The organism is Streptomyces sp. NBC_01439, from assembly GCF_036227605.1.
Classification (GTDB): domain Bacteria; phylum Actinomycetota; class Actinomycetes; order Streptomycetales; family Streptomycetaceae; genus Streptomyces.
In genome coordinates this window covers 7,819,062-7,841,698 of record NZ_CP109487.1, presented here as the reverse complement: position 1 = coordinate 7,841,698, position 22,637 = coordinate 7,819,062, and the positions used below count along the sequence as shown (strand labels likewise).

Annotated in this window: 21 protein-coding genes; 9 read left to right on the top strand and 12 right to left on the bottom strand. The window is 73.5% G+C overall.

The annotated features are described in order from the left end of the window. Positions 1 to 13 precede the first annotated feature (13 nt). Positions 14 to 784, bottom strand: coding sequence for a GntR family transcriptional regulator (locus OG207_RS35765; protein ID WP_329104524.1), 771 nt, complete (start codon positions 782 to 784; stop codon positions 14 to 16). 288 nt (positions 785 to 1,072) lie between these two features. Between OG207_RS35765 and OG207_RS35760 the strand changes: the two genes are divergently transcribed. From OG207_RS35760 to OG207_RS35745, 4 genes are all read left to right on the top strand, one after another. Then, complete coding sequence (locus OG207_RS35760; RefSeq protein WP_329104522.1) at positions 1,073 to 1,924, top strand: alpha/beta fold hydrolase; 852 nt, start codon at positions 1,073 to 1,075, stop codon at positions 1,922 to 1,924. A 246-nt stretch (positions 1,925 to 2,170) separates the two neighbouring features. Further along, on the top strand, positions 2,171 to 3,739 hold the full coding sequence (locus tag OG207_RS35755) for an alkaline phosphatase D family protein (protein ID WP_329104520.1): 1,569 nt from the start codon (positions 2,171 to 2,173) through the stop codon (positions 3,737 to 3,739). 179 nt (positions 3,740 to 3,918) lie between these two features. After that, the gene (locus tag OG207_RS35750) at positions 3,919 to 5,379 is read left to right on the top strand and encodes a GNAT family N-acetyltransferase (protein WP_329104518.1); all 1,461 of its coding nucleotides are present in this window, start codon (positions 3,919 to 3,921) and stop codon (positions 5,377 to 5,379) included. A 228-nt stretch (positions 5,380 to 5,607) separates the two neighbouring features. Continuing rightward, positions 5,608 to 7,311, top strand: coding sequence for a DUF885 domain-containing protein (locus OG207_RS35745; RefSeq protein ID WP_329104516.1), 1,704 nt, complete (start codon positions 5,608 to 5,610; stop codon positions 7,309 to 7,311). 109 nt (positions 7,312 to 7,420) lie between these two features. Here OG207_RS35745 and OG207_RS35740 read toward each other — a convergent pair whose 3' ends face one another. Continuing rightward, a complete protein-coding gene (locus OG207_RS35740) occupies positions 7,421 to 7,951 on the bottom strand; it encodes a rhodanese-like domain-containing protein (protein WP_329104513.1) in 531 nt (176 codons plus the stop codon). Positions 7,952 to 8,045: 94 nt separating this feature from the next. Here OG207_RS35740 and OG207_RS35735 point away from each other — a divergent pair, with 94 nt between their 5' ends. Beyond that, positions 8,046 to 8,492, top strand: coding sequence for an Lrp/AsnC family transcriptional regulator (locus OG207_RS35735; RefSeq protein ID WP_329104511.1), 447 nt, complete (start codon positions 8,046 to 8,048; stop codon positions 8,490 to 8,492). Here the strand turns inward: OG207_RS35735 and OG207_RS35730 are convergent. The 3 genes from OG207_RS35730 to OG207_RS35720 all read right to left on the bottom strand — a co-directional run bounded on the left by OG207_RS35730 (position 8,482) and on the right by OG207_RS35720 (position 13,371). After that, positions 8,482 to 11,493: an SMC family ATPase gene (locus OG207_RS35730; protein WP_329104509.1), complete on the bottom strand. Its 3,012-nt coding sequence runs from the start codon at positions 11,491 to 11,493 to the stop codon at positions 8,482 to 8,484. The two genes, OG207_RS35735 and OG207_RS35730, sit on opposite strands and share 11 nt — an antisense overlap. Then, positions 11,490 to 12,659 carry an exonuclease SbcCD subunit D gene (locus OG207_RS35725; RefSeq protein ID WP_329104508.1) on the bottom strand — a complete coding sequence of 390 codons (1,170 nt, stop codon included), beginning with the start codon at positions 12,657 to 12,659 and terminating at the stop codon, positions 11,490 to 11,492. The genes OG207_RS35730 and OG207_RS35725 overlap by 4 nt, the downstream gene beginning before the upstream one ends. Positions 12,660 to 12,744: 85 nt before the next feature. After that, on the bottom strand, positions 12,745 to 13,371 hold the full coding sequence (locus OG207_RS35720) for a YigZ family protein (protein ID WP_301372608.1): 627 nt from the start codon (positions 13,369 to 13,371) through the stop codon (positions 12,745 to 12,747). 262 nt (positions 13,372 to 13,633) lie between these two features. On the opposite strand from OG207_RS35720, the gene OG207_RS35715 reads away from it, so the two are divergent. Beyond that, positions 13,634 to 14,158, top strand: coding sequence for a hypothetical protein (locus tag OG207_RS35715; RefSeq protein ID WP_329104504.1), 525 nt, complete (start codon positions 13,634 to 13,636; stop codon positions 14,156 to 14,158). Here OG207_RS35715 and OG207_RS35710 read toward each other — a convergent pair. After that, the gene (locus tag OG207_RS35710) at positions 14,147 to 14,701 is read right to left on the bottom strand and encodes a hypothetical protein (protein ID WP_329104501.1); all 555 of its coding nucleotides are present in this window, start codon (positions 14,699 to 14,701) and stop codon (positions 14,147 to 14,149) included. The two genes, OG207_RS35715 and OG207_RS35710, sit on opposite strands and share 12 nt — an antisense overlap. A gap of 162 nt (positions 14,702 to 14,863) precedes the next feature. On the opposite strand from OG207_RS35710, the gene OG207_RS35705 reads away from it, so the two are divergent. Further along, positions 14,864 to 15,268 (top strand): CoA-binding protein, encoded by a 405-nt coding sequence (locus OG207_RS35705; protein ID WP_327734403.1) that lies wholly within the window; start codon positions 14,864 to 14,866, stop codon positions 15,266 to 15,268. 2 nt (positions 15,269 to 15,270) lie between these two features. Here the strand turns inward: OG207_RS35705 and OG207_RS35700 are convergent, their stop codons facing one another. Then, entirely contained in the window at positions 15,271 to 15,894 is a 624-nt protein-coding gene (locus OG207_RS35700) for a helix-turn-helix domain-containing protein (RefSeq protein WP_329108127.1), read from the bottom strand. 107 nt (positions 15,895 to 16,001) lie between these two features. Between OG207_RS35700 and OG207_RS35695 the strand changes: the two genes are divergently transcribed. After that, entirely contained in the window at positions 16,002 to 16,868 is an 867-nt protein-coding gene (locus OG207_RS35695) for a DMT family transporter (protein ID WP_329104499.1), read from the top strand. A gap of 19 nt (positions 16,869 to 16,887) precedes the next feature. Here the strand turns inward: OG207_RS35695 and OG207_RS35690 are convergent, their stop codons facing one another. Further along, positions 16,888 to 17,679 carry an acyltransferase gene (locus tag OG207_RS35690; protein WP_329104497.1) on the bottom strand — a complete coding sequence of 264 codons (792 nt, stop codon included), beginning with the start codon at positions 17,677 to 17,679 and terminating at the stop codon, positions 16,888 to 16,890. Positions 17,680 to 17,817: 138 nt separating this feature from the next. Here OG207_RS35690 and OG207_RS35685 point away from each other — a divergent pair, with 138 nt between their 5' ends. Beyond that, a complete protein-coding gene (locus OG207_RS35685) occupies positions 17,818 to 18,363 on the top strand; it encodes a gamma carbonic anhydrase family protein (protein ID WP_329104495.1) in 546 nt (181 codons plus the stop codon). Here the strand turns inward: OG207_RS35685 and OG207_RS35680 are convergent. The 4 genes from OG207_RS35680 to OG207_RS35665 form a co-directional block, all read right to left on the bottom strand. Next, on the bottom strand, positions 18,360 to 19,052 hold the full coding sequence (locus OG207_RS35680; RefSeq protein WP_329104493.1) for an ankyrin repeat domain-containing protein: 693 nt from the start codon (positions 19,050 to 19,052) through the stop codon (positions 18,360 to 18,362). The two genes, OG207_RS35685 and OG207_RS35680, sit on opposite strands and share 4 nt — an antisense overlap. Beyond that, a complete protein-coding gene (locus OG207_RS35675; protein ID WP_329104491.1) occupies positions 19,049 to 19,720 on the bottom strand; it encodes a DedA family protein in 672 nt (223 codons plus the stop codon). The genes OG207_RS35680 and OG207_RS35675 overlap by 4 nt, the downstream gene beginning before the upstream one ends. Positions 19,721 to 19,778: 58 nt before the next feature. Further along, positions 19,779 to 22,289, bottom strand: a complete 2,511-nt coding sequence (locus OG207_RS35670) for a glycoside hydrolase family 3 protein (RefSeq protein ID WP_329104489.1) — start codon at positions 22,287 to 22,289, stop codon at positions 19,779 to 19,781. Positions 22,290 to 22,404: 115 nt separating this feature from the next. Then, positions 22,405 to 22,605: a DUF2191 domain-containing protein gene (locus OG207_RS35665; protein ID WP_329104487.1), complete on the bottom strand. Its 201-nt coding sequence runs from the start codon at positions 22,603 to 22,605 to the stop codon at positions 22,405 to 22,407. Positions 22,606 to 22,637: the final 32 nt, after the last annotated feature.

Genomic DNA, 22,637 nt, shown 5'->3' with positions numbered 1-22,637 from the left:
CCCCCTGGCGGTGTCAGGAGGCGACGCGCGGCTCGTGGGTGATCTCGACGTTGCCCGAGTCGCCGAAGGTGAGGCGGCAGGTGTCCGCGCGGTAGGTGGCCACCGAGACCGCCGCCGTTCCCGCGGTGGTGAAGTAGCGCGTGGTGACCAGGAGCACCGGGGCGCCGGGCAGGCGGTCCAGTTCCTTGGCGTCGTCGGCGCGGGCGGAGCCGAGCTCCACCGAGCGGTCCTGGCCGTCGAGCACCAGCCGCTGCAGTTCGCGCAGGACGGCACGGGCACGGGCCGGGCCGGCCGGGGCCTCGATGGCGGGGAGTCCGGGCACCGAAGCGGCGGGGACGTAGATCAGTTCGGCTGCGACTGCCTGGCCGTGGGTGACCCGGGTCCGGCGCACCGTGTGCACCGGCTGGTCGGCGACGAAGGCGCCACCGGTACCGAGGAGTTTCAGCACTGCGGCCGTCGGCAGGGTCTCGGCCGCGTCGAGCGGCTCCCAGCCGTCGGCACTCTCGCCGGGCCAACTGTGCTGCGCGCCGCCCACGGCGACACCGACGCGCGGCGGGGCGACGGTGGTACCCACGCCACGACGGCGCTGAAGCCGACCTTCGAGCTCCAACTGCTCCAGCGCCTGACGCAGGGTGGCGCGGGCGACACCGAAACGGGCCGCGAGCTCACGCTCGTTGGGCAGCACCTCGCCGACGGCGAAGTCCTGGTCGAGCGCCTCGCTGAGGACGGTCTTGAGGTGCCAGTACTTCGGCTCCGGTGCCGTTTCGAGCTGCGTGGTCCCCACCCTGACTCCTCCTGCCATCGCTGCACTCGCCGTGTGTTCCAGCGGCAGTTCCGCGCCTTTGTTTATTAAAGGTTCCTGCACTATCCCTGCGACGATAGGACGGCACACCCCCTTGGTCAAGACCAATGCTCATACCTTTGCCGGGCAGAACGGGCATACGTATCAAGCCGTTCACGGGATGTTCTCGCAGGCACGGAAGGCTTGTAGTCAAGGGCTACCGGACGGTAATCATGGCGGTAGGCACTACTGACATCCTGTCTCGCACGCGTCCAACCGACGAGGAGCAGCATGACCGCCACGGTCTCCTTCACGATCGATTCGCCGCTCGGCCCCCGCCCCACCACCCTCGCCTACGAGCGCAAGGGCGCTGGTGAACCACTTCTCCTGCTGCACGGCATAGGCCATCACCTCCAGGCCTGGCACCCGGTGATCGACATCCTGGCCGCCGAACACGACGTGATCGCCGTCGACCTACCCGGCTTCGGCGCCTCGGAGCCCCTTCCCCAGGGCGTTCCCTATGCGCTGGGGACCGTGGCTCCGGCCCTCGGGGCGCTCTGCACGGCCCTCGGGGTCGAGCGCCCGCACGTCGCGGGCAATTCGCTCGGCGGTCTGCTCGCCCTGGAAATGGGCCGGAGCAACCTCGTCCGCTCCGTCACCGCGCTCTCCCCCGCCGGGTTCTGGACCGAGGCCGAGCGCCGCTACGCGTTCGCCACCCTCCTCGCGATGCGCGCCGGCGCCAAGGCGCTGCCCCTGCCCGCCGTACGCCGGCTCGCCCGCAGCGCCCCCGGCCGCGCCGCGCTCACCGGCACCATCTACGCCCGCCCGTCCCGCCGCCCGGCCGAGGCGGTCGTCGCCGAGACGCTCGCCCTGCGCGATGCCACCGGTTTCGAGGACACGTTGGCCGCGGGCGGCTCGGTCCGGTTCACCGACGACGTGCCCGGCCTGCCGGTCACCATCGCCTGGGGCACCCGCGACCGGCTGCTGCTGCGCCGCCAGGGCATCCGCGCCAAGCACACCGTCCCCGGCGCCCGGCTGGTCCGGCTGCCGGGCTGCGGCCACGTCCCGATGAACGACGATCCGGCCCTCGTGTCCCGGGTGGTGCTCGACACGGCGCGCAGCGTGCGGCTCGTGGCCGCCTGATGGGGCAACCGGGCCGGCCCGGCCGGGCCGGGACCGCGGCTCACGGCTCACGGCTCTTCCGAGTCGGCGGGATCGACCGACCCGACTGAACCGGCCGAACCGACTGAACCGGCCACGCACCTGAACAGCTGAACGAATGAGCGGCTGACGGTTGTTCATCCGCGGTTCGCGTGGGCGACGCGGCCGGGCCGGTGTGCGACGGCACGCTGGTCCGACCCGTCCTCGCCGCCCCCAGGAGACGTACCGATGGCATCGATTCCGCGCACCCGACGGTCCCTCATCGGCGGTTCCCTCGCCCTGTCCTCCGCGCTGATCGCCGCCCCGGCACTCGCCGCGCCGGCCTTCGCCCGCTCCGGCCGGCCGGGCGCGCTGTGGGGCGTCCAGTCCGGCGAGATCACCGCCCACTCGGCCACCGTGTGGACCCGGTCCGACCGCCTGGCGCGGATGTACGTCGAGACCTCCCCGAGCGAGGCGTTCCGCTACGCCGTACGCCGCCACCGCGGCCCGCTGCTCGGCCCGTCGAGCGACTTCACCGGAACCACCGTGCTGCGCGATCTGCCGCCCGGCCAGGAAGTCCACTACCGGGTCGTCCTGACCGACCCCGACGACCCCCGCCGCAGCTCCCCGCCGGTCCACGGCACCTTCCGCACCACCCCCGTCTCCCGCCGCCACGACGTGCGCTTCCTGTGGTCCGGCGACCTGGCGGGCCAGGGCTGGGGCATCAACCCCGACCTCGGCGGCTACCGCGTCTTCGAGGAGATGCGGCTGCGCAACCCCGACTTCTTCCTCTTCAGCGGTGACACGATCTACGCCGACGGGCCGATCAAGGCCACCGCCCCGCTGCGCGACGGCAGCCTCTGGCGCAACGTCACGACCGAGGAGAAGGCGAAGGTCGCCGAGACGCTCGCCGAGTTCCGCGGGAACTTCCGCTACAACCTGCTCGATCGCAATCTGCTCGGCTTCAACGCCCAGGTCCCGGTCCTCGCCCAGTGGGACGACCACGAGGTGCGCAACAACTGGTACCCCGGCCAGCTCATCGACGACCCCCGCTACACCGTCAAGGACGCCGACACCCTCGCCGCCCGCGCCCGCCAGGCCTTCGGGGAGTACTTCCCCGTCACCGACCTGCGCGGCGGCCGCGCCGAGGGCCGGATGTACCGGGTGATGCGGTACGGCCCGCTGCTCGACGTCTTCGTGCTCGACATGCGCACCTACCGGAACGCCAACTCCCCCGACACCCAGGCCGAGGACCCCATCGGCATCCTCGGCCCCGAGCAGCTGGCCTGGATCAAGCGCGAGCTGTCCCGCTCGCGCGCCACCTGGAAGGTCATCGCCGCCGACATGCCCCTGGGCATCGTCGTCCCCGACGGGACCGCGAACTTCGAAGCCGTGGCCCAGGGCGACCCGGGCGCCCCACTGGGTCGCGAGCTCCAGATCGCCGAACTCCTGCGGCACATCAAGCACCAGCGCGTCACGGGCACCCTCTGGGTCACGGCCGACGTCCACTACACCGCCGCGAACCACTACGCGCCGGAGCGGGCTGCCTTCACCGACTTCGCGCCGTTCTGGGAGTTCGTGTCGGGCCCGATCGGCGCCGGCGGCTTCCCGGCCGGGCGGCTCGACGCCACCTTCGGCCCGGAGGCGGCCTACGTGCAGTCGGCTCCCTTCGCCAACATGTCACCGTCCGAGAACCCTCCGTACTACGGCGAGGTCGACATCGACGGCGGCAGCGGGGACCTCACCGTCCGTCTGCGCCGCCAGGGAGGGGACGTACTCTTCACCCGGACGCTCCGGCCCGGACGCGTGGGCCAGTGACGCCCTGAAGCCACCGGAAGCCATCGGAAGCCCCCGTACCCCGCGGGGGCATCGGCCGCTCCGACCTTGTGATCCGGAAATGGCCCCGAAAACTGGGTGAAATCGGCCAGATGGACACTTAACCAGTCGGTCACAGATCGTTCGTGATCACGCAACACCCCTGCGCCACAGTGGTGCGCATGACTGACCGTAACCTCGCCTCCGCCCACCGTCCCCACCGTCACCACTGGCGCCGCGACGTCGTCGAACTCGCCGCAATGTTCTGCGCCGTCGCGGTCGCCGACGCCATCGCCAATCTCGTCGTGCACGGCCCCAGGGGCCCGGTCCTGCTCGTGGCCTCGGCCGTCGTGCTCCTGGTGACGGCGGCCTTCCACACCTGGTGGGCACGGCGCCACAGCCATGCGCCCCCGCCGCGGCACACGGACCTCGGCGATCCGGAGCAGCTCCCCGCGACGACCTCCGGCGCGGCAGCGAGTGCGCCCGCGGTCGCGAGCAGCACCGCCCTCTGGCGGATGCGCACGACCGTACGGGACGAGCCGGGCTCCCTGGCCGCCCTCTGCACCGCCCTCGCCCGCAACGGCGTCGACATCCTGACCCTCCAGACGCACCCGCTCCCCGAGGGCGGCACGGTCGACGAGTTCCTGCTGCGCGCCCCGCAGGAACTGCCCTCCGCCGACCTCGCCCGGGCGATCTCCCGGGCCGGCGGCCACAGCACCTGGATCGAGCGCGCCGACGCCCACGACCTGGTCGACACCCCGACGCGGGTCCTCGGCCTCGCCACCCGCACCGCCCTGGACGCCGCCGAGCTGCCCCTCGCCCTGCGCCAGCTGCTCGGCCGCTGCACGATCCACTCGATCCCGGCGACCACCCTCACCGGCCGCCCCAACGCCGGCGCGGACGCCCCCGTCGAGGGGGTCCTGGAGGCCACGGTCATGCGGCTGCGCGACCCGTCCGGCGGTGCGATCACCGTGGAGCGGCCCTACCTTCCCTTCACCCCGACCGAGTTCGCCCGGGCCCGCGCCCTCGTCGAGCTCGACGCCCGGCTCGGCCCCCGCGTCCCGCGCAGTCAGGACGTGCTGACCCTGCCCGAGGGCAACGAGATCACCGTGCGCCGCGCCGACGGCTCCGACCGGGCGGCGGCCCGGGCCATGCACGACCGCTGCTCCGAGCGCACGCTGTCGCTGCGCTACCACGGCCCCGTCAACGACGCCGACCGCTACCTCGGCCACCTGCTGAGCCCCCGCTTCGGCCGCACCCTCGCCGCGACCACCACCTCCGGCAAGCTCATCGCCCTCGGCCACCTGCTGTGGGACGGCGACGAGACCGAGGTCGCCCTGCTCATCGAAGACGACTGGCAGCGCCGCGGCATCGGTTCCGAGCTGCTGCGCCGGCTCCTCGCGATGGCCGTCGAGGCCGGGTGCGACAGCGTGTACGCCGTCACCCAGGCCTCCAACACCGGCATGGTCGCCGCCATGCGCGGCCTCGGCCTGCCCCTCGACTACCAGATCGAGGAGGGCACCCTGGTGATCACGGCCCGGCTGGACGCCACCCCGGTCAACTCCCGGCTGCCCTACGAACTTCCCCGCGAGCTCCCGCAGGAACTCCCGCACGAGCAGTCGGCTCCGCGGCGCCGCGCCTGACGATCCGTCCGGAGCCGGGACCCCGACCGGGTCCCGGCTCGGGCGGAATCCGGCCAAGCTGCGAGCGCCCCGTTCCCGAAGTTCTTTGCCCTCGGATCGTGAAGTGGCTTGTCCAGCACGGTGGTTGAAGATTCTTCGCACGCACGGCCGATCCCGCTCCGGCCCACGTCAGCAGTCCGACGGCAATCGGTGATGACGGGAACCCGTCCCGCATACGAAGATGTCCGCATGTCAGAGACCCTCCACAACGGCAGTGCACCGCGGCTGCCCCGCCAGGTGGCCGACGCTTACGTCGACGACCTCATCGCCCTCGACCCGATCACGGGCACCTACCTCGGTGTCGCCTCGAGTTCGAGCAAGCTCCCGGACTACTCCCCGGCGGGCCGTGCGGCTGTAGCCGAGCTCATCCGCGAGACCCTGACCCGCCTCGACGCGGCCGAGTCGGAGGCCGGCGCCGACAGCGACGCCGAACGCCGCTGCGCCCGGCTGCTGCGCGAGCGCCTCAGCGCCGAGCTCGCCGTACTGGAGGCCGACGAGGACCTGTGCGCGGTCAGCAACATCCACAGCCCCGCGCACTCCGTCCGTGAGATCTTCTCCCTGACGCCCGCCGACACCGACGAGGACTGGGCGGCGATCGCCGAGCGCCTGCGCGCCGTACCGGCCGCCTTCGCCGGCTACCGCGAGAGCCTCGGGCTCGGCCTGGAGCGAGGCCTCTACGGCGGCCCCCGCGCCACCACCACCATGATCGGCCAGCTCACGACCTGGGTCGGCCAGGACGGCTCCGAGGCGCCCTTCTTCGAGGGCTTCGTCTCCGCCGGTCCTGACGCCCTGCGCGCCGAACTGGACGCCGCGGCCGCCGGCGCGACCGCCGCCGTCGTCGCACTGCGCGACTGGATGAGCTCGGTGTACGCCCCGGCCGTCGAGGGCAAGCCCGACACCGTGGGCCGCGAGCGCTACGCCCGCTGGGCCCGCTTCTTCAACGGCACCGACCTGGACCTGGAAGAGGCGTACGCCTACGGCTGGTCGGAGTACCACCGGCTGCTCGCCGAGATGAAGTCCGAGGCTGCCAAGATCCTTCCGGGCGCCGGCCCCTGGGAGGCGCTGAAGCACCTGGACGAGCACGGCACCCACATCGAGGGCGTGGACGAGGTCCAGGTCTGGCTGCAGGGCCTGATGGACGAGGCCATCGAGAACCTCGACGGCACGCACTTCGAACTCGCCGAGCGCGTCCGCAGGGTGGAGTCCCGCATCGCCCCGCCGGGCGGTCCCGCGGCCCCGTACTACACGTCCCCTTCCGAGGACTTCTCCCGCCCGGGCCGCACCTGGCTGCCCACCATGGGCCTGACCCGCTTCCCCGTGTACGACCTGGTGTCCACCTGGTACCACGAGGGCGTGCCGGGCCATCACCTGCAACTCGCGCAGTGGACGCACGTGGCGGACCAGCTCTCCCGCTACCAGGCCACCGTCGGCATGGTCAGCGCCAACGCCGAGGGCTGGGCGCTGTACGCGGAGCGGCTGATGGACGAACTGGGCTACCTCAAGGACGCCGAGCAGCGTCTGGGTTACCTGGACTGCCAGATGATGCGCGCGGCGCGGGTCATCGTGGACATCGGCATGCACGTGGGCCTGGAGATCCCGGCGGACTCGCCGTTCCACCCGGGCGAACGGTGGACGGTTGACCTGGCGCAGGAGTTCTTCGGCCTGCACAGCGGCCGGCCGGCGGACTTCGTCGAGAGCGAGCTCACCCGCTACCTGTCCATGCCGGGACAGGCGATCGGCTACAAGCTGGGTGAGCGCGCCTGGCTCCTGGGCCGGGACAACGCGCGTGCCGCGCACGGCGGTTCCTTCGACCTGAAGGCCTGGCACATGGCTGCGCTGTCGCAGGGTTCGCTGGGGCTGGACGATCTGGTGGACGAGCTGTCGAAGCTCTGACGGACGGGCCGCTCATTCCCGGGGGGATGAGCGGCCCGTTCCCGTGATCCCGCACCGCCCCGTGAGCCCGCACCGCCCCGCGGCACGTACGGCACGCACGGCACGTGCCTCAGCAGCCGCAGTCGTCCGAGTCGGTCGGCGCGGTCAGCGGGTCGGCCCCGGCACGCTGCTGGCTGCCCTGCCAGGTCTCGACCTCGAAGCCCTCCCGGATCCAGTACTCGATGCCGCCGAGCATCTCCTTCACCTGGAAGCCGAGTTCGGCCAGGGCGAGGGCGGAGCGGGTGCCTCCGTTGCAGCCGGGGCCCCAGCAGTACGTCACCACGGGGACGTTCTTGTCCAGGAGCCCCTCTGCCTGCTCGGGGATCAGGGCGGTGGGCAGGTGGACGGCGCCGGGCACGTGGGCCTGGTCCCAGGACGGGGTGGAGCGGGAGTCGACGAGCTGGAAGCCGAGCTCCGCGCCCTGCTCGCGGTGGGCCTTGAAGGCGGCGGCGACGTCCGACACGTCCGCGTGGAAGGCCAGGCTCGCGGCGAAGTACGCGGCGGCCGCGGCCGGGGAAGCCGGCGGCACCCGGAGCACGGGATTGGTGGTGGCGGGGGCGGCGGAGCCCGGCTGGTTCGTGTGCGTCTGCGTCGTCGTCATGGCAAGAAATCTATGATCCGTCGATCACCGCCGGAAGCGAGTATCCCCGGCCTTTTCCTTGTCTGACCGGGGAATCCCCTGCTAGACCTGCACCATGACCGACTATTCCCCTGATGCCACCGACTGGCGGATCCTCGAAGCCCTCCAGCGGGACGGCCGCGCCAGTTTCACCGAGCTCGCCCGCTCCGTGTCCATGTCCGCGAGCGCCGTCACCGAGCGGGTCCGCCGACTGGAGGAGACCGGCATCATCACCGGCTACACGGCGGTGGTGGACCCGGAAAGGCTCGGCAAGTCGATCCTCGCCCTGGTGCGGCTGCGCTACCCGCACGGCAACTACAAGCCCTTCCACGACTTCCTGGAGGCCACCCCGGAGATCCTGGAGGCCCACCACGTCACGGGCGACGACTGCTTCGTCCTCAAGGTCGCGACCCGCTCGATGTCACACCTGGAGGAGGTCACGGGCCGGATCTCGGGGCTCGGTTCGGTGACGACGAGCATCGTCTACTCCTCCCCGCTGCCCCGCCGGCCGCTCAGTCCGTGAGCGCCGCCGTACGGTGGCGCACCACGGAGCCGCCGCGCTGCTTGACGATCTCCAGCTGTGCCTGGACCCGGGTCCGCAGGTCGGCGACATGGCTGACGATGCCGACGCTCCGGTCCCGTTCGCGCAGCGAATCCAGGACGTCGAGCACCTCGTCCAGCGCCTGGTCGTCGAGGCTTCCGAAGCCCTCGTCGATGAAGAGGGTGTCCAGGCGCATCCCGCCCGCCTCGTCGGTGACCACGTCCGCGAGGCCCAGCGCCAGGGCCAGCGAGGCGAAGAAGGTCTCGCCGCCCGACAGGGTGGCCGTGTCCCGCTCGCTGCCGGTCCACGCGTCGACCACGTGCAGCCCGAGGCCGGAGCGCCCCCGTCCGCTCGCCCGCGCGTCGGAATGGACGAGGGTGTAGCGGCCGCCGGACATGCGCAGCAGCCGTACCGTAGCGGCGGCGGCCACCTGCTCCAGGCGGGCGGCCAGTACGTAGGCCTCCAGGCGCATCTTGCGCTCGTTGTCGGCGGAGGTGCCGGCGGTGAGTCCGGCCAATCGGGCGACCCGGTCGTAGGCCTCCCGCAGGGGACCGAGCGCCCGCAGTTCCTGCTCGGCCCGGAGGGAGAGCCGGTCGAGCTCCGTGCAGCGCACCCGGGCCGCGTCGGCCGCCGACCCCGCCGTACGAAGCTTCGCGGCAGCGGTGGCCGCGTACGCGTCGGCCGCGTCCGGTGCGGCCGGGGGCAGGGCTGCCGCTTCAGCGGCGCCGGTCTCGCGGCGGCGCTCCGCCAGCAGGGCGTCTTCCGCCTGCCAGGCGTCCAGCCGGTGTTGGAGGGCGGTGCGTTCGTACTCGGGGAGCACCGCGTCGGCGGCGGCCTCGATGGTGTCGAAGCCGGCCTTGAACGCGGCGTCGGCGAGCTGGTCGTCGGCCTCCTTCAACCGGGCCGCGGTGGTCTCGGCCCGGCGCAGCGAGGTGGCCGCGGTGGAGACCATCCGGACCCGGTCCTCCAGGGTGCGGGCGCGGGCCGCGACGGTGGGCGCGCCGTCCCGTACGAGGGCGAGTTCGGCCTCCAGCCCGGCCTGTTCGCGGTCCAGGGCCTCGCGCCGGGAGGACCTGGCGGCAGCCCGGGTCTCGGCGCCCTGCCGGTCGGCGCTGCGCGTGGCGTGCTCCTGCTCGGCCCGGGCGAGCTGCTCCCGGGCGGCGTGGAGGCAGGCGGCCGCGGCGTGGGCGGCGGCATGGCGGTCGCTCAGGTCGGCTGTCAGGTCCAGGAGTTCGGCGGTGGATGCCTCCCCGGCGGCGGCCGCGGCTTCGGCACGGGCCTCCTGCGCGGCGGCGTGCCGGCGCTCCACGGCGGCCCGGGCCTGCTCGGCCCGTTCGAAGTGGGCGTGGGCCGCGTCCTCGGCGGCGCGGTCCACGTGGCCGGGGGCCGGGCGGGCCGGAGCAGGGTGTTCCGCGGACCCGCACACGGTGCAGGCCTCTCCGGCCACCAGCGCCTCGGCGAGCTCGGCGGCGATCCCGCGCAGCCGGTCCTCCTTGAGCTCCAGCCAGCGTTCCCGGGCGGCGGCCGACTCCTCGCGCAGGGTGAGCAGTTCGCCCGCGGCGCGCGCCGCGTCGGCGTCGAGCTCGTCCCGCCGGCGGGCGGCGTTCAGCTGCATGCGGGCGGGTTCCAGTCGGCCCGCGAGCTGCTCGGCCAGCGTCGCGGCCTGCTGGGCGGCGTCCACCCGCTCCTGCAGTGCCGTTCGGGTTGCCTCCCAGCGCTCCAGCCACTCGGCGGACTCCTGGTGCTGCTCCTCGGCGGCCCGGGACTCCCGTTCCAAGTCGGCCCGTTCCCGGCCGATCTCGGCGCTGCGCTGTTCGGCCCGCTGTGCCGCGCCGAGCGCGCCGAGGGCCTCGCGCAGCCGCTGCTCCACAGCGGCCAGCTGCTCGGTTCCCGCCTCCTTCAGTGCTGGCGGGAGCTGCGTCCGGGCGGAGGTTTCGGCGTGGGCGGCGGCAAGGTGCGCGGCGGAGGCGGCGCCGCGCAGTTCCAGGGCGGGGGCCACCAGGGCGCCGCGCCGGGCCCGGTCCAGCAGGCCGCGCACGCGGTCCCGCTCGGGCGCCGCCCCGTCGAGCAGGGCGGCCCGGCGGAGGGTCTCCGCGTGCCGGCGCTGCAGCCGGTCGAGCTCCCGCGCGTCCTCGGCGGCCCGCCGGGCGGCGGCGTGCCGGCTCTCGACGGCGGCCAGGGCGTACTCGGCGACGTCGAGGCGCTCGCGGGCCGCGCACCGGGCGACGGCCGCCCAGGCCCGGACGGCCTCGGCGAGCCCGGGGTCGCCCGGCTGGTGTCCGGGCATCGGCCAGGCCCGCAGGTCGGCGCTGTCGCCGGCGGCCTGGGCGAGCCTCTGGGCGGTGTGCAGGACCTTCTCGTCGCCGGCCCGGACCTTGGCCTCGGCGGCCCGGCGGCGCTCCCCGAGCAGGGCCTCGACGGCGGCGAAGCGGCGGGTGTCGAAGAGCCGGCCGAGGAGACGGCCGCGGGCGGCCTCGTCGGCGCGCAGGAAGCGTGCGAACTCTCCTTGAGGCAGCAGGACGACCTGGCAGAACTGCTCGCGGCTCATGCCGAGCAGCTGCTCGATCTCCTCGCCGATCTCCTGGTGGGAACGGCTGAGCGGCTCCCAGCCCGCACCGGTGTGCTCGCGCAGCCAGCTCTGGGCCTTGTCCTTGGTGGTGCCCGTGCCGCGCTTCTTCGGGCGCTCCTGTTCGGGCCGCCGGGTGAGCTCGAGGCGGCGGCCGCCCGCGGTGAGTTCGAGGGTGACCTCGGTCGGGGTGCGGGCGGCGGCGTGGTCGCTGCGCAGGCTCGTGCCGGGGGCCTGGCGGGGGCCGGGCACGGAACCGTAGAGCGCGTAGCAGACGGCGTCGAGCACGGAGGTCTTCCCGGCGCCGGTGGGTCCGTGCAGCAGGAAGATGCCGGCGCCGGACAGGGCGTCGAAATCGATCTCCTGGGGCTCGGCGAACGGTCCGAAGGCTGTCACGGCCAGCCGGTGCAGCCTCATCGGTGAGCCTCCCGGTGGCTGTCGTCGGCCCGTACGTCGTCGAAGGCGCCCTGGAGAACGGCCCGTTCGGCCTCGTCCGGGTGGCCGCCGCCGCGTACGTGGGCGACGAAGTCCTCGGCGATCTCCTGGTCGCTGCGGCCCTTGAGGCGCTGGGCGTAGGAGGCGCCGGTCTCCTCCTGCCGGCCCTCGGGGTCGAACGCGAGGGTGAGGGTGTGCGGGAAGCGGGCGGCGAGGCGGGCCATGGGGTCGTCGGGGCGGACCGGGTCGGTGAGGGTGGCTTCGACCCAGGCGTCCTCATGGGCCTGGTGCGCAGGATCCTGCAGCAGGTCCTCCAGCCGTCCGCGGAGCCGGGCGAGGGTGCGCGGGACGGGGGTGTCGATCCGCTCGGCGCCGGTGATCTCGCCCTGTGCGCCGAGTTCGATCAGCCACATGCTCTTGCGGTGGTCGGCCTCGGAGAAGGAGTAGGCGAGCGGGGAACCGGAGTAGCGGACCCGTTCGTCGATGGTCTGGCTGCCGTGGAGGTGGCCCAGGGCGGCGTAGTCCACGCCGGCGAAGACGGAGGCGGGTACGGCTTCGACCCCGCCGACGGTGATGTCGCGCTCGCTGTCACTGGCCCGGCCGCCCGTGACGAAGGCGTGTGCGAGGACGATCGAGCGGGTGCCGGGCGCACGGGTGGCCAGGTCGGCCCGGATCCGGTCCATGGCGGCGCCGAGGACCGCCTCGTGGCTGACCTTCTCCGCGCGGAACTGGTCCTTGACCAGGGCGGGCTCCAGGTACGGCAGGCCGTACAGCGCCACGTCACCGTGTACGTCGGTCAGGACGACGGGGTCGGCGCAGCCGGCCGGGTCGGTCCGCAGGTGGATCCCGGCCCGACCGATCAGTCCGGCGCCGACTCCGAGGCGGCGGGCCGAGTCGTGGTTGCCGGAGATCATCACGGTGGGGACGCCGAGGTCGGCGAGGCGGTGCAGGGCCCGGTCGTACAGCTCGACGGCGGGCAGCGGGGGCACGGCCCGGTCGTAGACGTCACCGGCGACGAGGACGGCGTCGACCTCGCGCTCGCGCACGGTCTCGATGAGGTGGTCGATGAAGACGGCCTGGGCGCCGAGCAGGTTGACCCGGTGGAAGGCCCGGCCGAGGTGCCAGTCGGAGGTGTGCAGGAACTTCACTCGCCGGCCCCGCCGCACATGCCGTCTCCCCCTGGTCGTGTCCCGCTCGCTGAACCCCTCTACGCTAACCCGTCCCCGGGGGCGCTCAGGGCGCGTACGTCTCTCCGCCGAGGGTGAGGCCGGCGCTGCCCGCGGTGGTGTCGGCGAGCCAGGCCTCGAAGGCGGGCAGGTCGGCCTCGGGGAGGGCCACCTCGATCTCCACCTCGGCCCCGTAGCGCAGGTCCACCACGGTCCGGCCGGTGGAGCGCAGGTCGTTCTGGGTCTTGCCGGCCCGCTGGTGGTCGACGGTGACGGTGGCCAGCCGGTAGCGGCGCCGGGTGACGGTGCCGAGCTCGTCGAGGGCCTCGCCGACGACCCCGCCGTAGGCCCTGATCAGGCCGCCGGCGCCGAGCTTCACGCCGCCGTAGTAGCGGGTGACGACGGCGACCGCGTAGCGGATGTCGCGGCGCATGAGCATCTGCAGCATGGGCACCCCGGCGGTGCCGCCGGGCTCGCCGTCGTCGCTGGCCTTCTGCACGGAGGCGTCCGCGCCGACGACGTAGGCGAAGCAGTTGTGCGTGGCGGTGGGGTGCTCCTTGCGGATGCGCGCGACGAAGTCCTGGGCCTCCTGCTCGGTCGCGGCGGGCGCGAGCGAGCACAGGAAGCGCGAGCGGTTGATCTCGGACTCGTGCACGCCCTCACGGGCCACCGTCACGTACTGGTCTGCCTTCACCTCACCACCCTAAGCGGTGCAGAACGGGCCCCCGCCCGTCCGTGGGAGGGCACGGCACTAAGGGCTGTCCCGTAATCCGCGGTGGGTCAGCGCGCGGCGTCAGATGCGGTGCATCTCCCCCAGCTACCGCTGGGAGGGGCCCCCGGGCGGAGGGCAGTCCTCATACTGGGCGTATTCGGGCGATCCCGACAACGCGGCGAGGTGCCGTAGCTGGCGCCGCGCGCCCGCCGGGGATTGCGGGACAGCCCTTAGGTTGGTGGCCATGGGGGAACAGGGGCGGGAGTACCGGTACGTGGGACCAGCCGAGCTGAGGGTGCTCGTCCGGCCGGAGGGCGAGGGGCGGAGCATCCGCTCGGCCGCGGAGTTCGAGGACTGGGCCGCGGGCCCGGCGGCGGCCGAGCTGGCCGAGCCCGTCACGTTCGTCGTGGACCGCGCCGGTGTGCTGCGGCTCGCGCCGCGGCGCAGCGAGCACGTGGTCTGCGCGGGTGGCGGCACGGTGCTGAGCGCCGGGGAGATCGCTTTCGGGCGGGAGTCCGGGCGGTGGGTGGTGTGGGCGGTGAGCAACCAGTCGACCGGATACTGCCCGGACACCGGCTCGTGGCCGGCGGTCGCGCAGGCCCTGGACGCGGCGGGGATCGGGCACCCGTCCGGCTTCACCCACGAGGTGGTCTTCCGCCGCTGCCCGGTCTGCGCGCAGTTGAACGTCGTCCGGGACGAGCACTTCGTCTGCGTCTTCTGCGACGCGTCCCTGCCGCTCGCCTGGAACGTGGACCGGTCAGCGGGGTAGGCAGCCCAGCACGGCCCGGAACCTCTCGCGCCCCGACGCGACGCTCGCTTCCCACAGACCCGCGGCATCACCGCTGGCCGAGCGGGCCTGCAGGGCTTTCTCCTCGGCCCGGAAGCCGGCGCCGCCGGGCAGGTTCTGGTCCAGCAGACCCATCGCGGTGAGCGCGACGTGCCCGCAGGACAGCGCGTGGTCGGCGTCCGCCGAGGCGTTGGCCAGCAGTGCGTACCGCAGGACGAGGACGCCGAAGAAGGCGTACGTCCCGGCGACATCGGTGATGCCGTCCTCGTACGGCCGCAGTTCCGGCAAGTCCTCCAGCGCGCGCACGCGCTCGGCGGCGTCGGGCAGGGGCCGGTCCGCGTACCAGAGGCCGCGCAGGGACTCCACGCAGAGGTCCACATCGGCCTCGCGGTCCGGCGTGGCCCCCCGCATGCCGATGAACAGGGGCACCGCGCGTTCGGCGCAGGCGGCCGCGTACAGGCGGACCGCCCCGTCGTCGCCCGTGCGCAGGGCCTCCGCGACGGCCCCCTCCACCAGCCTGTCCACGTCCCACCCCTCGCACCGTTCGAACGGATCGACAGACTACAGAGCGGACCCGGGGAATCGCGCCCGGGAGTTTTCGGTTGATGCGGCTGAGCGCCGGTCCGACGCGGTGGAGACGCAGCGGACGGGGTCGGCGGGTTCGTAGCGCATCAGGAGGCGGCACACGTGTACGGCGATCCGGCAACCATCCGCAAGATCCTCACCGAGCTGGGCGACACCTGGGCCGTGGTGGGGCTCTCGAACAACCAGGACCGCGCGGCCTACGGGGTGGCCCGCGTACTGCAGCGGTTCGGCAAGCGCGTGATCCCCGTGCACCCCAAGGCCGAGACGGTGCACGGTGAGCCCGGGTACGCCTCGCTGGCGGACATCCCGTTCAAGGTGGACGTGGTGGACGTCTTCGTGAACAGCGAGCTGGCCGGGCCGGTGGCCGACCAGGCCGTCGCCGTCGGCGCCGAGGCCGTCTGGTTCCAGCTGGGCGTGATCGACGAGGCCGCATACGCCCGTACCCGCGAGACGGGGCTGACGATGGTCATGGACCGCTGCCCCGCGATCGAGATCCCGGCGCTGTAGGCCTAACCGGCGGACGCCGCCGGGCCGCCGCCGTGGGCATGGGCGGACGGCGGCGTCGAGACCGGTGGGACGGACACCGCGAGGGTCATCTCCATCGGCGCGGAACCGTCGTTGCGGTAGGAGTGCGGGACGTTGGCCTCGAAGGCGGCCGCGGCCCCGGCCGGTACGCGGAACTCCTCCTCGCCGACCACCAGGGTCAGCTCACCGGCCGTGACGTGCAGCATCTCGATGGTGCCGGACGGGTGCGGGACGGAGTCCGTCCCCTCGCCCGGCACCAGGTGCCAGGTCCACAGCTCCATCGGCCCGCGCTCGTCCGTGCCGATCAGCATCGTCGTCGAACTGCCCGCCTCGCTGGACCAGATCCGGACGGCCTGGTCCGGCGGGACGATGCGGACCTGCGGGCCGCGGTCGTGGTCGAGGAGCGCGGAGATGCTGACGCCCAGCGCGTCGGCGAGCCTGACCGTGGTGCCCAGGCTGGGATTCGTACGGGCCTGCTCGATCTGGATGATCATCCCGCGGCTCACTCCCGCGCGGGCCGCCAGGGAATCCAAGGTGAAACCGCGTTCGCCGCGCCACCGCTTGAGGTTCTGGGCGAGCGCCTGGGTGAGCTCTTCGAGGTCCGACACCATTCCGTCCAATATTCTGGATGACACAGTCCAACAGAGTGCACTAACGTGTTCTGTATTAGATGCTGCACTCCCACGTTCACCGCACTGTACTGCGAGGCCCGCCCATGACCGCCCTCTTCGCCCTGGCCACAGCCGTGCTGTGGGGGCTCGCCGACTTCGGCGGCGGGCTGCTGACCCGCCGGATCCCGGCGCTCACCGTGGTCGTCGTCTCGCAGGTCGTCGCCGTGGTCGTACTCGGCGCGGTGGTCCTCGGCACCGGCGCCTGGCGGGAGGCCGGTCCGCAGCTGTGGTTCGCGGTCGGCGCGGGCCTCGTCGGGCCGGTCGCCATGCTCAGCTTCTACAAGGCGCTGGCCCTCGGCCCGATGGGCGTGGTCTCGCCGCTGGGCTCCCTCGGCGTGGTCGTGCCCGTGACCGCGGGGCTGATGTTGGGCGAGCGGCCCGGCCTCAGCCAGTTCGCGGGGATAGCGGTGGCCGTCGTCGGCATCGTGCTCGCGGGCGGCCCCGAGCTGCGGGGCGCGCCCGTCCAGCGGCAGGCCGTCGTCCTCACCCTGGTCGCGGCCTTCGGCTTCGGTGCGGTGATGGCCCTGATCGCGGAGGCGTCCAGCACCCTCACCGGACTGTTCCTCGCGCTGTTCGTGCAGCGGGTCACCAATGTCGCCGCGGGCGGCGCCGCCCTGTGGGCGCAGACCCGGCGCGGCATACCCGCCCTTCCGGCCGGCGCCGGCCGGAAGCTCCTGTGGGGGCTGCTGCCCGCTCTGGCCTTCGTCGGCCTCGCGGACGTCGCGGCGAACGGCACGTACTCCATAGCCGCCCAGAACGGCCCGGTGACCATGGCCGCCGTACTGTCCTCGCTCTACCCGGTGATCACCGCGCTCGCCGCCTTCGCCGTACTCAAGGAACGGCTGCGCACGGTCCAGGCCGCGGGCGCCGGCCTGGCCCTCGCCGGAACGGTTCTTCTGGCCGCGGGCTGAGCGGCTCCGTCGCCGGGCCCTACGAGTGCTCGGCCTCCGCGAGCTCCGTCTCCGTGAGCCCCGCCTCCGCGAGCTCGGCCTCCGTCAGCTCGGCCAGTCCGCGCAGTTGCTCGGGGGTCATCCCGTCCGGGATCGGCACCGGCGTCGGCGTACGCAGCGGCGGCTGCCAGCCCGTCTCCGGCTCCCAGCGCCGTACGATGCGCGCCGGCGCCCCCGCCACCACGGCGTGGTCCGGGACCTCGCCCCGTACGACGGCGCCCGCGGCCACCACCACGTTGCGGCCGAGGCGGGCGCCCGGCAGGATCACCGCGCCGGTGCCGAGCCAGCACCCCGGACCGATCTCCACGGGTGCGCTGCGCGGCCACTGCCGGCCGATCGGCTCGTGCGGGTCGTCGTAGCTGTGGTTGGTGGACGTGATGTAGACCCCGGGTCCGCAGAAGGTGTTCGAGCCGATGGTGATCCGGGCGTCGGCGATGACATGACTGTTGCGACCTATGACCACCCCGTCGCCGAGCACCAGCATCGGCTCGGACCCCAGGTCGAGGTCCGGCATCATCCCGGCGGTGAGGGTGACCTGCTCGCCGATGATGCAGTGCCCGCCGAGCCGGATCCACCGCTCGCCGAAGACGGTGCCCTGCGGGAAGGCGAGCCGGGTTCCGTCCCCGATCGCACCAAACCTGAGCCGCCCAGGGGTCTGCGCGGTGACCGCGCCGGCCTGCTGCATCCAGCGCCAGCCGGTGTGGACCACGCGGCTCGCCAGCCGGCGGCGCGCGGCCGTCAGCGATGAGAACGTGTTCTGTTTCTTCGGCACCCGGCCACGGTAGTGCGCCGGGTGCCGCTCGCCCCGGCCACACTCCTGTGATCTTCACCCCATCGCCGGTACGGCGGCCCGCGTGGCCTACGGTGCTGTGAGCGCGGCAACCGGACGACGGACGCAGAGGAAGAGAACATGACGCACCAGGTGGCCCAGGCACTCGTGGCGGGTGTCGGCGGCAAGAACCCAGACATCGACCCGACGGCCTTCACGGCTCCGACCTCGGTCGTGGTCGGCGATGTCACCCTCGCCGCGGGCGCGAGCATCTGGTACTCGGCGGTGCTGCGCGCCGACTGCGGCCCGATCACGCTCGGCGCCGACAGCAACGTGCAGGACAACTGCACGGTGCACGTGGACCCCGGCTTCCCGGTCTCGATCGGCGAGCGCGTCTCCATCGGCCACAACGCCGTCGTGCACGGCTGCACCGTCGAGGACGACTGTCTGATCGGCATGGGTGCGACCGTGCTGAACGGCGCGGTGATCGGCGCCGGTTCGCTGGTGGCCGCGCAGGCCCTGGTCCCGCAGGGCATGGTCGTCCCGCCCGGCTCGCTGGTGGCGGGCGTGCCCGCCAAGGTGCGCCGCGAACTGACCGACGAGGAGCGCGAGGGCATCAAGGTCAACGCCCTGATGTACGGGGAACTGGCCAAGCAGCACCGCGCCTCGGTAACGCCGGAAGGCTAGTTCCGGGCCTCCCACGCGGCCACGAGCAGCGCCCTGACGGCCTCGTACTCGGCGTGGCGCGTGCCGGGGCCCGGACTCGTGCTGCCGGTGGACCTCTGTCCCGTGGCCCCTTCCCGGAAGGTCCGCTCGGTAAGGGTGGCGCCCCGCTCGAGGAGCCGTTCCACCGTGGCCGGGCAGCCTTGGCGGGCGGCCCAGTCGAGTGCCGTGCAACCCCGCTTCATCTCCTCGATGTCGGCGCCCCGGTCCAGCAGCAGGTCCACGGTCTCCGGGCTCCCACCCTCCCAGGAGGCGGCCGCCAGGATCAGCGGCACGTAGCGCAGCCCGCCCGCGGCGCCGCCCGGTGGGGCGCCGGCGTCGAGGAGGGCTCGGGCGACGTCCGTGTACCCGTGCATCGCGGCCAGGGCCAGCGGCGTCGCCTCGCCGTAGGGGCCGGCGTCGAGCCGGGGGTCGGCGCCGGCCGCGAGGAGGAGCCTGACGGCTTCCACCTGTCCGGCGCACACGGCCAGGTCCAGGGCCCGCCGTCCGCCGGGGACCCAGGCGTCGGCCTCGGCCCCCTCGGCCAGCAGGCGCCGCATCAGGTCCGTGTCCCCGGCCTCGGCGGCGCGCCCCAGGCCGTTCGCCAGCGGGTTGTAGTGGTCCTCCCGGCCCTCGTCCGACCAATCCGGCTCCGGTCGCTCCGCTGCCGTCATTCGCCGACGGCGGCCCGAGCCGTCTGCTGCGCGGGGATCTCCGCGTCGGCGGCCCCGGCGGCCGCGGCCGCCTTCTTCATCCGGCTGCGCACCACGAGCGTCACGGCGAGCCCGAACAGCACGGCGAGCGCCAGGGCCAGCCAGGAGAACCGCTTCAGCCACGGCTCGGCGACGATCCCCACCGAGTAGATGACGGCCGTGGTGCCGCCGGCCCAGAGGATGCCGCCGAGGACGTTCGCGACCAGGAAGCGCCAGTAGGGCATGTGCAGCACGCCCGCCAGCGGCCCGGCGAAGATCCGCAGCAGGGCCACGAACCGTCCGAAGAAGACGGCCCACATGCCCCACTTCTCGAAGGAGCGTTCCGCCAGCGCCACCTGCTGGGGTCCGAAGTGCTTGGGGAAGCGCCGGCCCAGCTTGTCCAGCAGCGGCTTGCCGCCCCGGCGGCCGATGGCGTAGCCGATCGAGTCGCCCACGATCGCCCCGGTGATCGCGCAGAGTCCGAGGACCACGGGGTCGATCTCCCCGTGCTGCGAGGCCAGCAGCGCCGAGCTGACCAGGATGATCTCTCCCGGCAGCGGGATGCCGAGGCTTTCCAGCCCGATGACCAGACCCACCAGGAGATAGATGCTGACCGCCGGAATCGTCTCCAGCCATTCCTGGATGTGCACCGGTACGTCCTCCCGTGTCGTCCTCGGCGCGCCCCCTGTGACACGCCGAACGGGCAGCCTATCGGCTCGCCACGACCGCCCTGGACCTCAGTGGCAGTTCGCGCGACGAACGGCCCACGAACACCTGCCGTCGGCCGGAACCCAGCACCCAGGCGTGCCGCTCCGGGTCCCACGACGACAGCGCCCGCTCGCTGATGTGGACGGTGACGCGCTCCGCCTCGCCCGGCGCCAGGACCAGTCGCCGGTAGCCGGCCAGCGCGCGCACCGGCTGGTCGAGCTCCAGTTCCGCGGACGGCCCCACGTACACCTGGGCCACCTCGGTGCCCTTGCGGCGCCCGGTGTTGCGGACGGTGAACTCCGCGCGCAGCCCGGCCCGCTCCGGACGGACGGTGAGCTTCTCGTACTGCCAGGTGGTGTAGGAGAGCCCGTGCCCGAAGGGGAACAGCGGAGTCACCCGCTGGGCGTCGTACCAGCGGTGGCCGACGTGGATGCCCTCGGAGTACTCCTGCCGGCCGCCCACGCCCGGGTAGCGCAGCGGGTCGCCGCCGACCGGGGTGGCCTGCGCGTCGGCCGGGAAGGTTTGGGTGAGGCGCCCTCCGGGGTCCGCGTCCCCGAAGAGGAGGTCTGCGGTGGCTCCTGCGCCCTCCTGGCCCGGGTAGTACATCTGGAGGACCGCCGCGGTACGGGAGAGCCACGGCATCGTCGTACTGGAGGAGGTGTTGAGCACGACGGTCGTACGGGGGTTGGCGGCGGTCACCGCTTCGATCAGCCGCTCCTGCCCGCCGGGGAGGGCCAGGGAGGTCCGGTCCCGACCCTCGGTGGCGTCCTCGTAGGCGAACAGCACCACGCTGTGGGCCGATTTGGCGGCCTTCACGGCCTCGGCGAGGTCCGCGGCGCGGATCGCCGCGGTGGTGCGCCGGAGCCGGAAGCGCTGGCCCTTGTCCCCGCCCTCGGCGGTCACGGCGAGCCGGTGGGCGCCCGCCTTGAGGGCGAGGGTGGTGCGGCGGATGCTCATCCCGTCGGGTGCGGAGCCGAGCAGTCCGCCGGCGAAGTACTCGGCCACGCCCTGCCGGACGGGGAACAGTTCCTCCCCGTCGAGGCGTACGACGGGCCGCTTCCCGGTGTAGTGGACGAGCAGGGTCCACTCGTCGTCGGCCTCGAGGCGGAACTCTCCCTCGTGGCTCCAGACGCGCCCGGGGTCCACGACCCGCTCCTCCAGGTCGGCGGCCGGGGTCAGCAGCTTCGCGGGGAGCCGCCGCCCGTACAGGTCCTCGCCGAGGGCGTAGCGGACGGTCGAGCCGTCGCCGGCCCGTCGCCGGATGGCGGTGAGCGGGGCGGCCGCCCCGTCGGGGACCACGTGGGCGCTGCCACCACCGCTGACGAAGGGCACCCGGCCGGTCGGTCCGATCACCGCGATCGAGCGGGCGGCGGCTCCGCTCAGGGGCAGGGTGCCGTGTTCGTTGCGCAGGAGCACCGCTCCGGCGGTGGCCACCTTGCGGGCGGTGCGCGCTCCGGCGGCGGCGTCGCGCGAGGGCCGGGCGGCGGGCGGGGCCGTGAGCAGTCCGAAGCGGTCCATGGTGGTCAGGATCCGGTGGACGGCGAGGTCGACGGCGGCCTCCGGTACGGAGCCGCCGCGCACCGCCTCGCGCAGCGGTCCGCCGAAGTGGGTGCCGCCGGGCATCTCCATGTCGAGTCCGGCGCCGATGGCGGCGACCGTGCTGTGGGTGGCGTCCCAGTCGGACATCACCCAGCCGTCGAACCCCCAGCTGCCGCGCAACAGTTCGTCGAGCAGCGCCTTGCTCTCGCAGGCGTGGACGCCGTTGACCTTGTTATAGGCGCCCATGACGGCGCCCGCGCCGGCCGCCACGGCGGCTTCGAAGCCCCGTAGCTCGGTCTCGTGGAGGGTCTGCTCGGTGGCGATCGCGTCGACGGTGTCGCGGCCGTGCTCCTGGTTGTTGAGGGCGAAGTGCTTGACGGTGGCGATGAGGCCCTCGTCCTGGATGCCGCGGATCATCTCGGCCACCAGGTCGGCGGTCAGGTGCGGGTCCTCGGCGAAGGTCTCGAAGTTCCGGCCCGCGTACGGGGTGCGGATGAGGTTGACCATGGGCGACAGCAGGACGTCCTGGCCGAGCGCGCGGCCCTCGCGGCCGATGACACGGCCGTACTCGCGGGCCAGGGCCGGGTCGAAGGCGGAGGCGAGCAGGACCGGCGCGGGCAACGCGGTGGCGGGTCTGGCGACCCGTACCCCGGCGGGCCCGTCGGCGAGGCGCAGCGCCGGGATGCCCAGGCGCGGTACGCCGGGCACGTAACCCGCCTGGCCGAGGGGGGCGGGATCGGGGGCGCCGTGCAGCAGGGCGGTCTTCTCGTCGAGCGTGAGCCGCTGCAGCAGGGCGTCGATGCGCGCGGCGCCCGTGGCCTCGGCGGCGGCCGGTGCGGCGGGCGGCGCCTTACGGGCTCCCGCGCCCGGCGGCACCCCGGGCGCACAGGCGCCCGCTCCGATGGCCGTGCCCGCCGTGCCCGCCGCCGCGAGCAGTCGCATCGCGGAACGTCTTGACACGGCCTCGCTCATGGGCGCTCCCTGCGGCGTGGGTCGGCGGGAGCGGCCCGCGCCGGACCGCTCCCGCGCCCACTGTGCGTCGCGCGCCCGCCGGGTCGGTCGGGACGCGCCATCGCGGCGCCGAGGTTCAGCCCTCCGGCAGTGGCGGTGCGCCGTCGGTGCCGCGCAGGGTCTCGTCCCGGCGCCGCACCCGTGCCCCGGTGCGGTGGCCGCGCGCGTCGTGGTGCCGTACGAGGGCCTCCACCGGGTCCTGAGTCGAGCCGACTCCGGCGAGCACCGTCACCTCCACCACGAGCTCGGCGTCGAGGCCGATGTCGACCTTCGCCACGGGCGTTCCGTCCGTCGTCGTGCGACGGACCC

What these genes read in the sequence shown, in the direction of transcription:
- OG207_RS35735 (WP_329104511.1), top strand. Translation starts at nt 8,046, where the DNA reads ATGACCGACTATTCCCCTGATGCCACCGACTGGCGGATCCTCGAAGCC.
- OG207_RS35755 (WP_329104520.1), top strand. Translation starts at nt 2,171, where the DNA reads ATGGCATCGATTCCGCGCACCCGACGGTCCCTCATCGGCGGTTCCCTC.
- OG207_RS35670 (WP_329104489.1), bottom strand. Translation starts at nt 22,289, where the DNA reads ATGAGCGAGGCCGTGTCAAGACGTTCCGCGATGCGACTGCTCGCGGCG.
- OG207_RS35680 (WP_329104493.1), bottom strand. Translation starts at nt 19,052, where the DNA reads ATGACGGCAGCGGAGCGACCGGAGCCGGATTGGTCGGACGAGGGCCGG.
- OG207_RS35730 (WP_329104509.1), bottom strand. Translation starts at nt 11,493, where the DNA reads ATGAGGCTGCACCGGCTGGCCGTGACAGCCTTCGGACCGTTCGCCGAG.
- OG207_RS35750 (WP_329104518.1), top strand. Translation starts at nt 3,919, where the DNA reads ATGACTGACCGTAACCTCGCCTCCGCCCACCGTCCCCACCGTCACCAC.
- OG207_RS35695 (WP_329104499.1), top strand. Translation starts at nt 16,002, where the DNA reads ATGACCGCCCTCTTCGCCCTGGCCACAGCCGTGCTGTGGGGGCTCGCC.
- OG207_RS35685 (WP_329104495.1), top strand. Translation starts at nt 17,818, where the DNA reads ATGACGCACCAGGTGGCCCAGGCACTCGTGGCGGGTGTCGGCGGCAAG.
- OG207_RS35715 (WP_329104504.1), top strand. Translation starts at nt 13,634, where the DNA reads ATGGGGGAACAGGGGCGGGAGTACCGGTACGTGGGACCAGCCGAGCTG.
- OG207_RS35760 (WP_329104522.1), top strand. Translation starts at nt 1,073, where the DNA reads ATGACCGCCACGGTCTCCTTCACGATCGATTCGCCGCTCGGCCCCCGC.
- OG207_RS35745 (WP_329104516.1), top strand. Translation starts at nt 5,608, where the DNA reads ATGTCAGAGACCCTCCACAACGGCAGTGCACCGCGGCTGCCCCGCCAG.
- OG207_RS35740 (WP_329104513.1), bottom strand. Translation starts at nt 7,951, where the DNA reads ATGACGACGACGCAGACGCACACGAACCAGCCGGGCTCCGCCGCCCCC.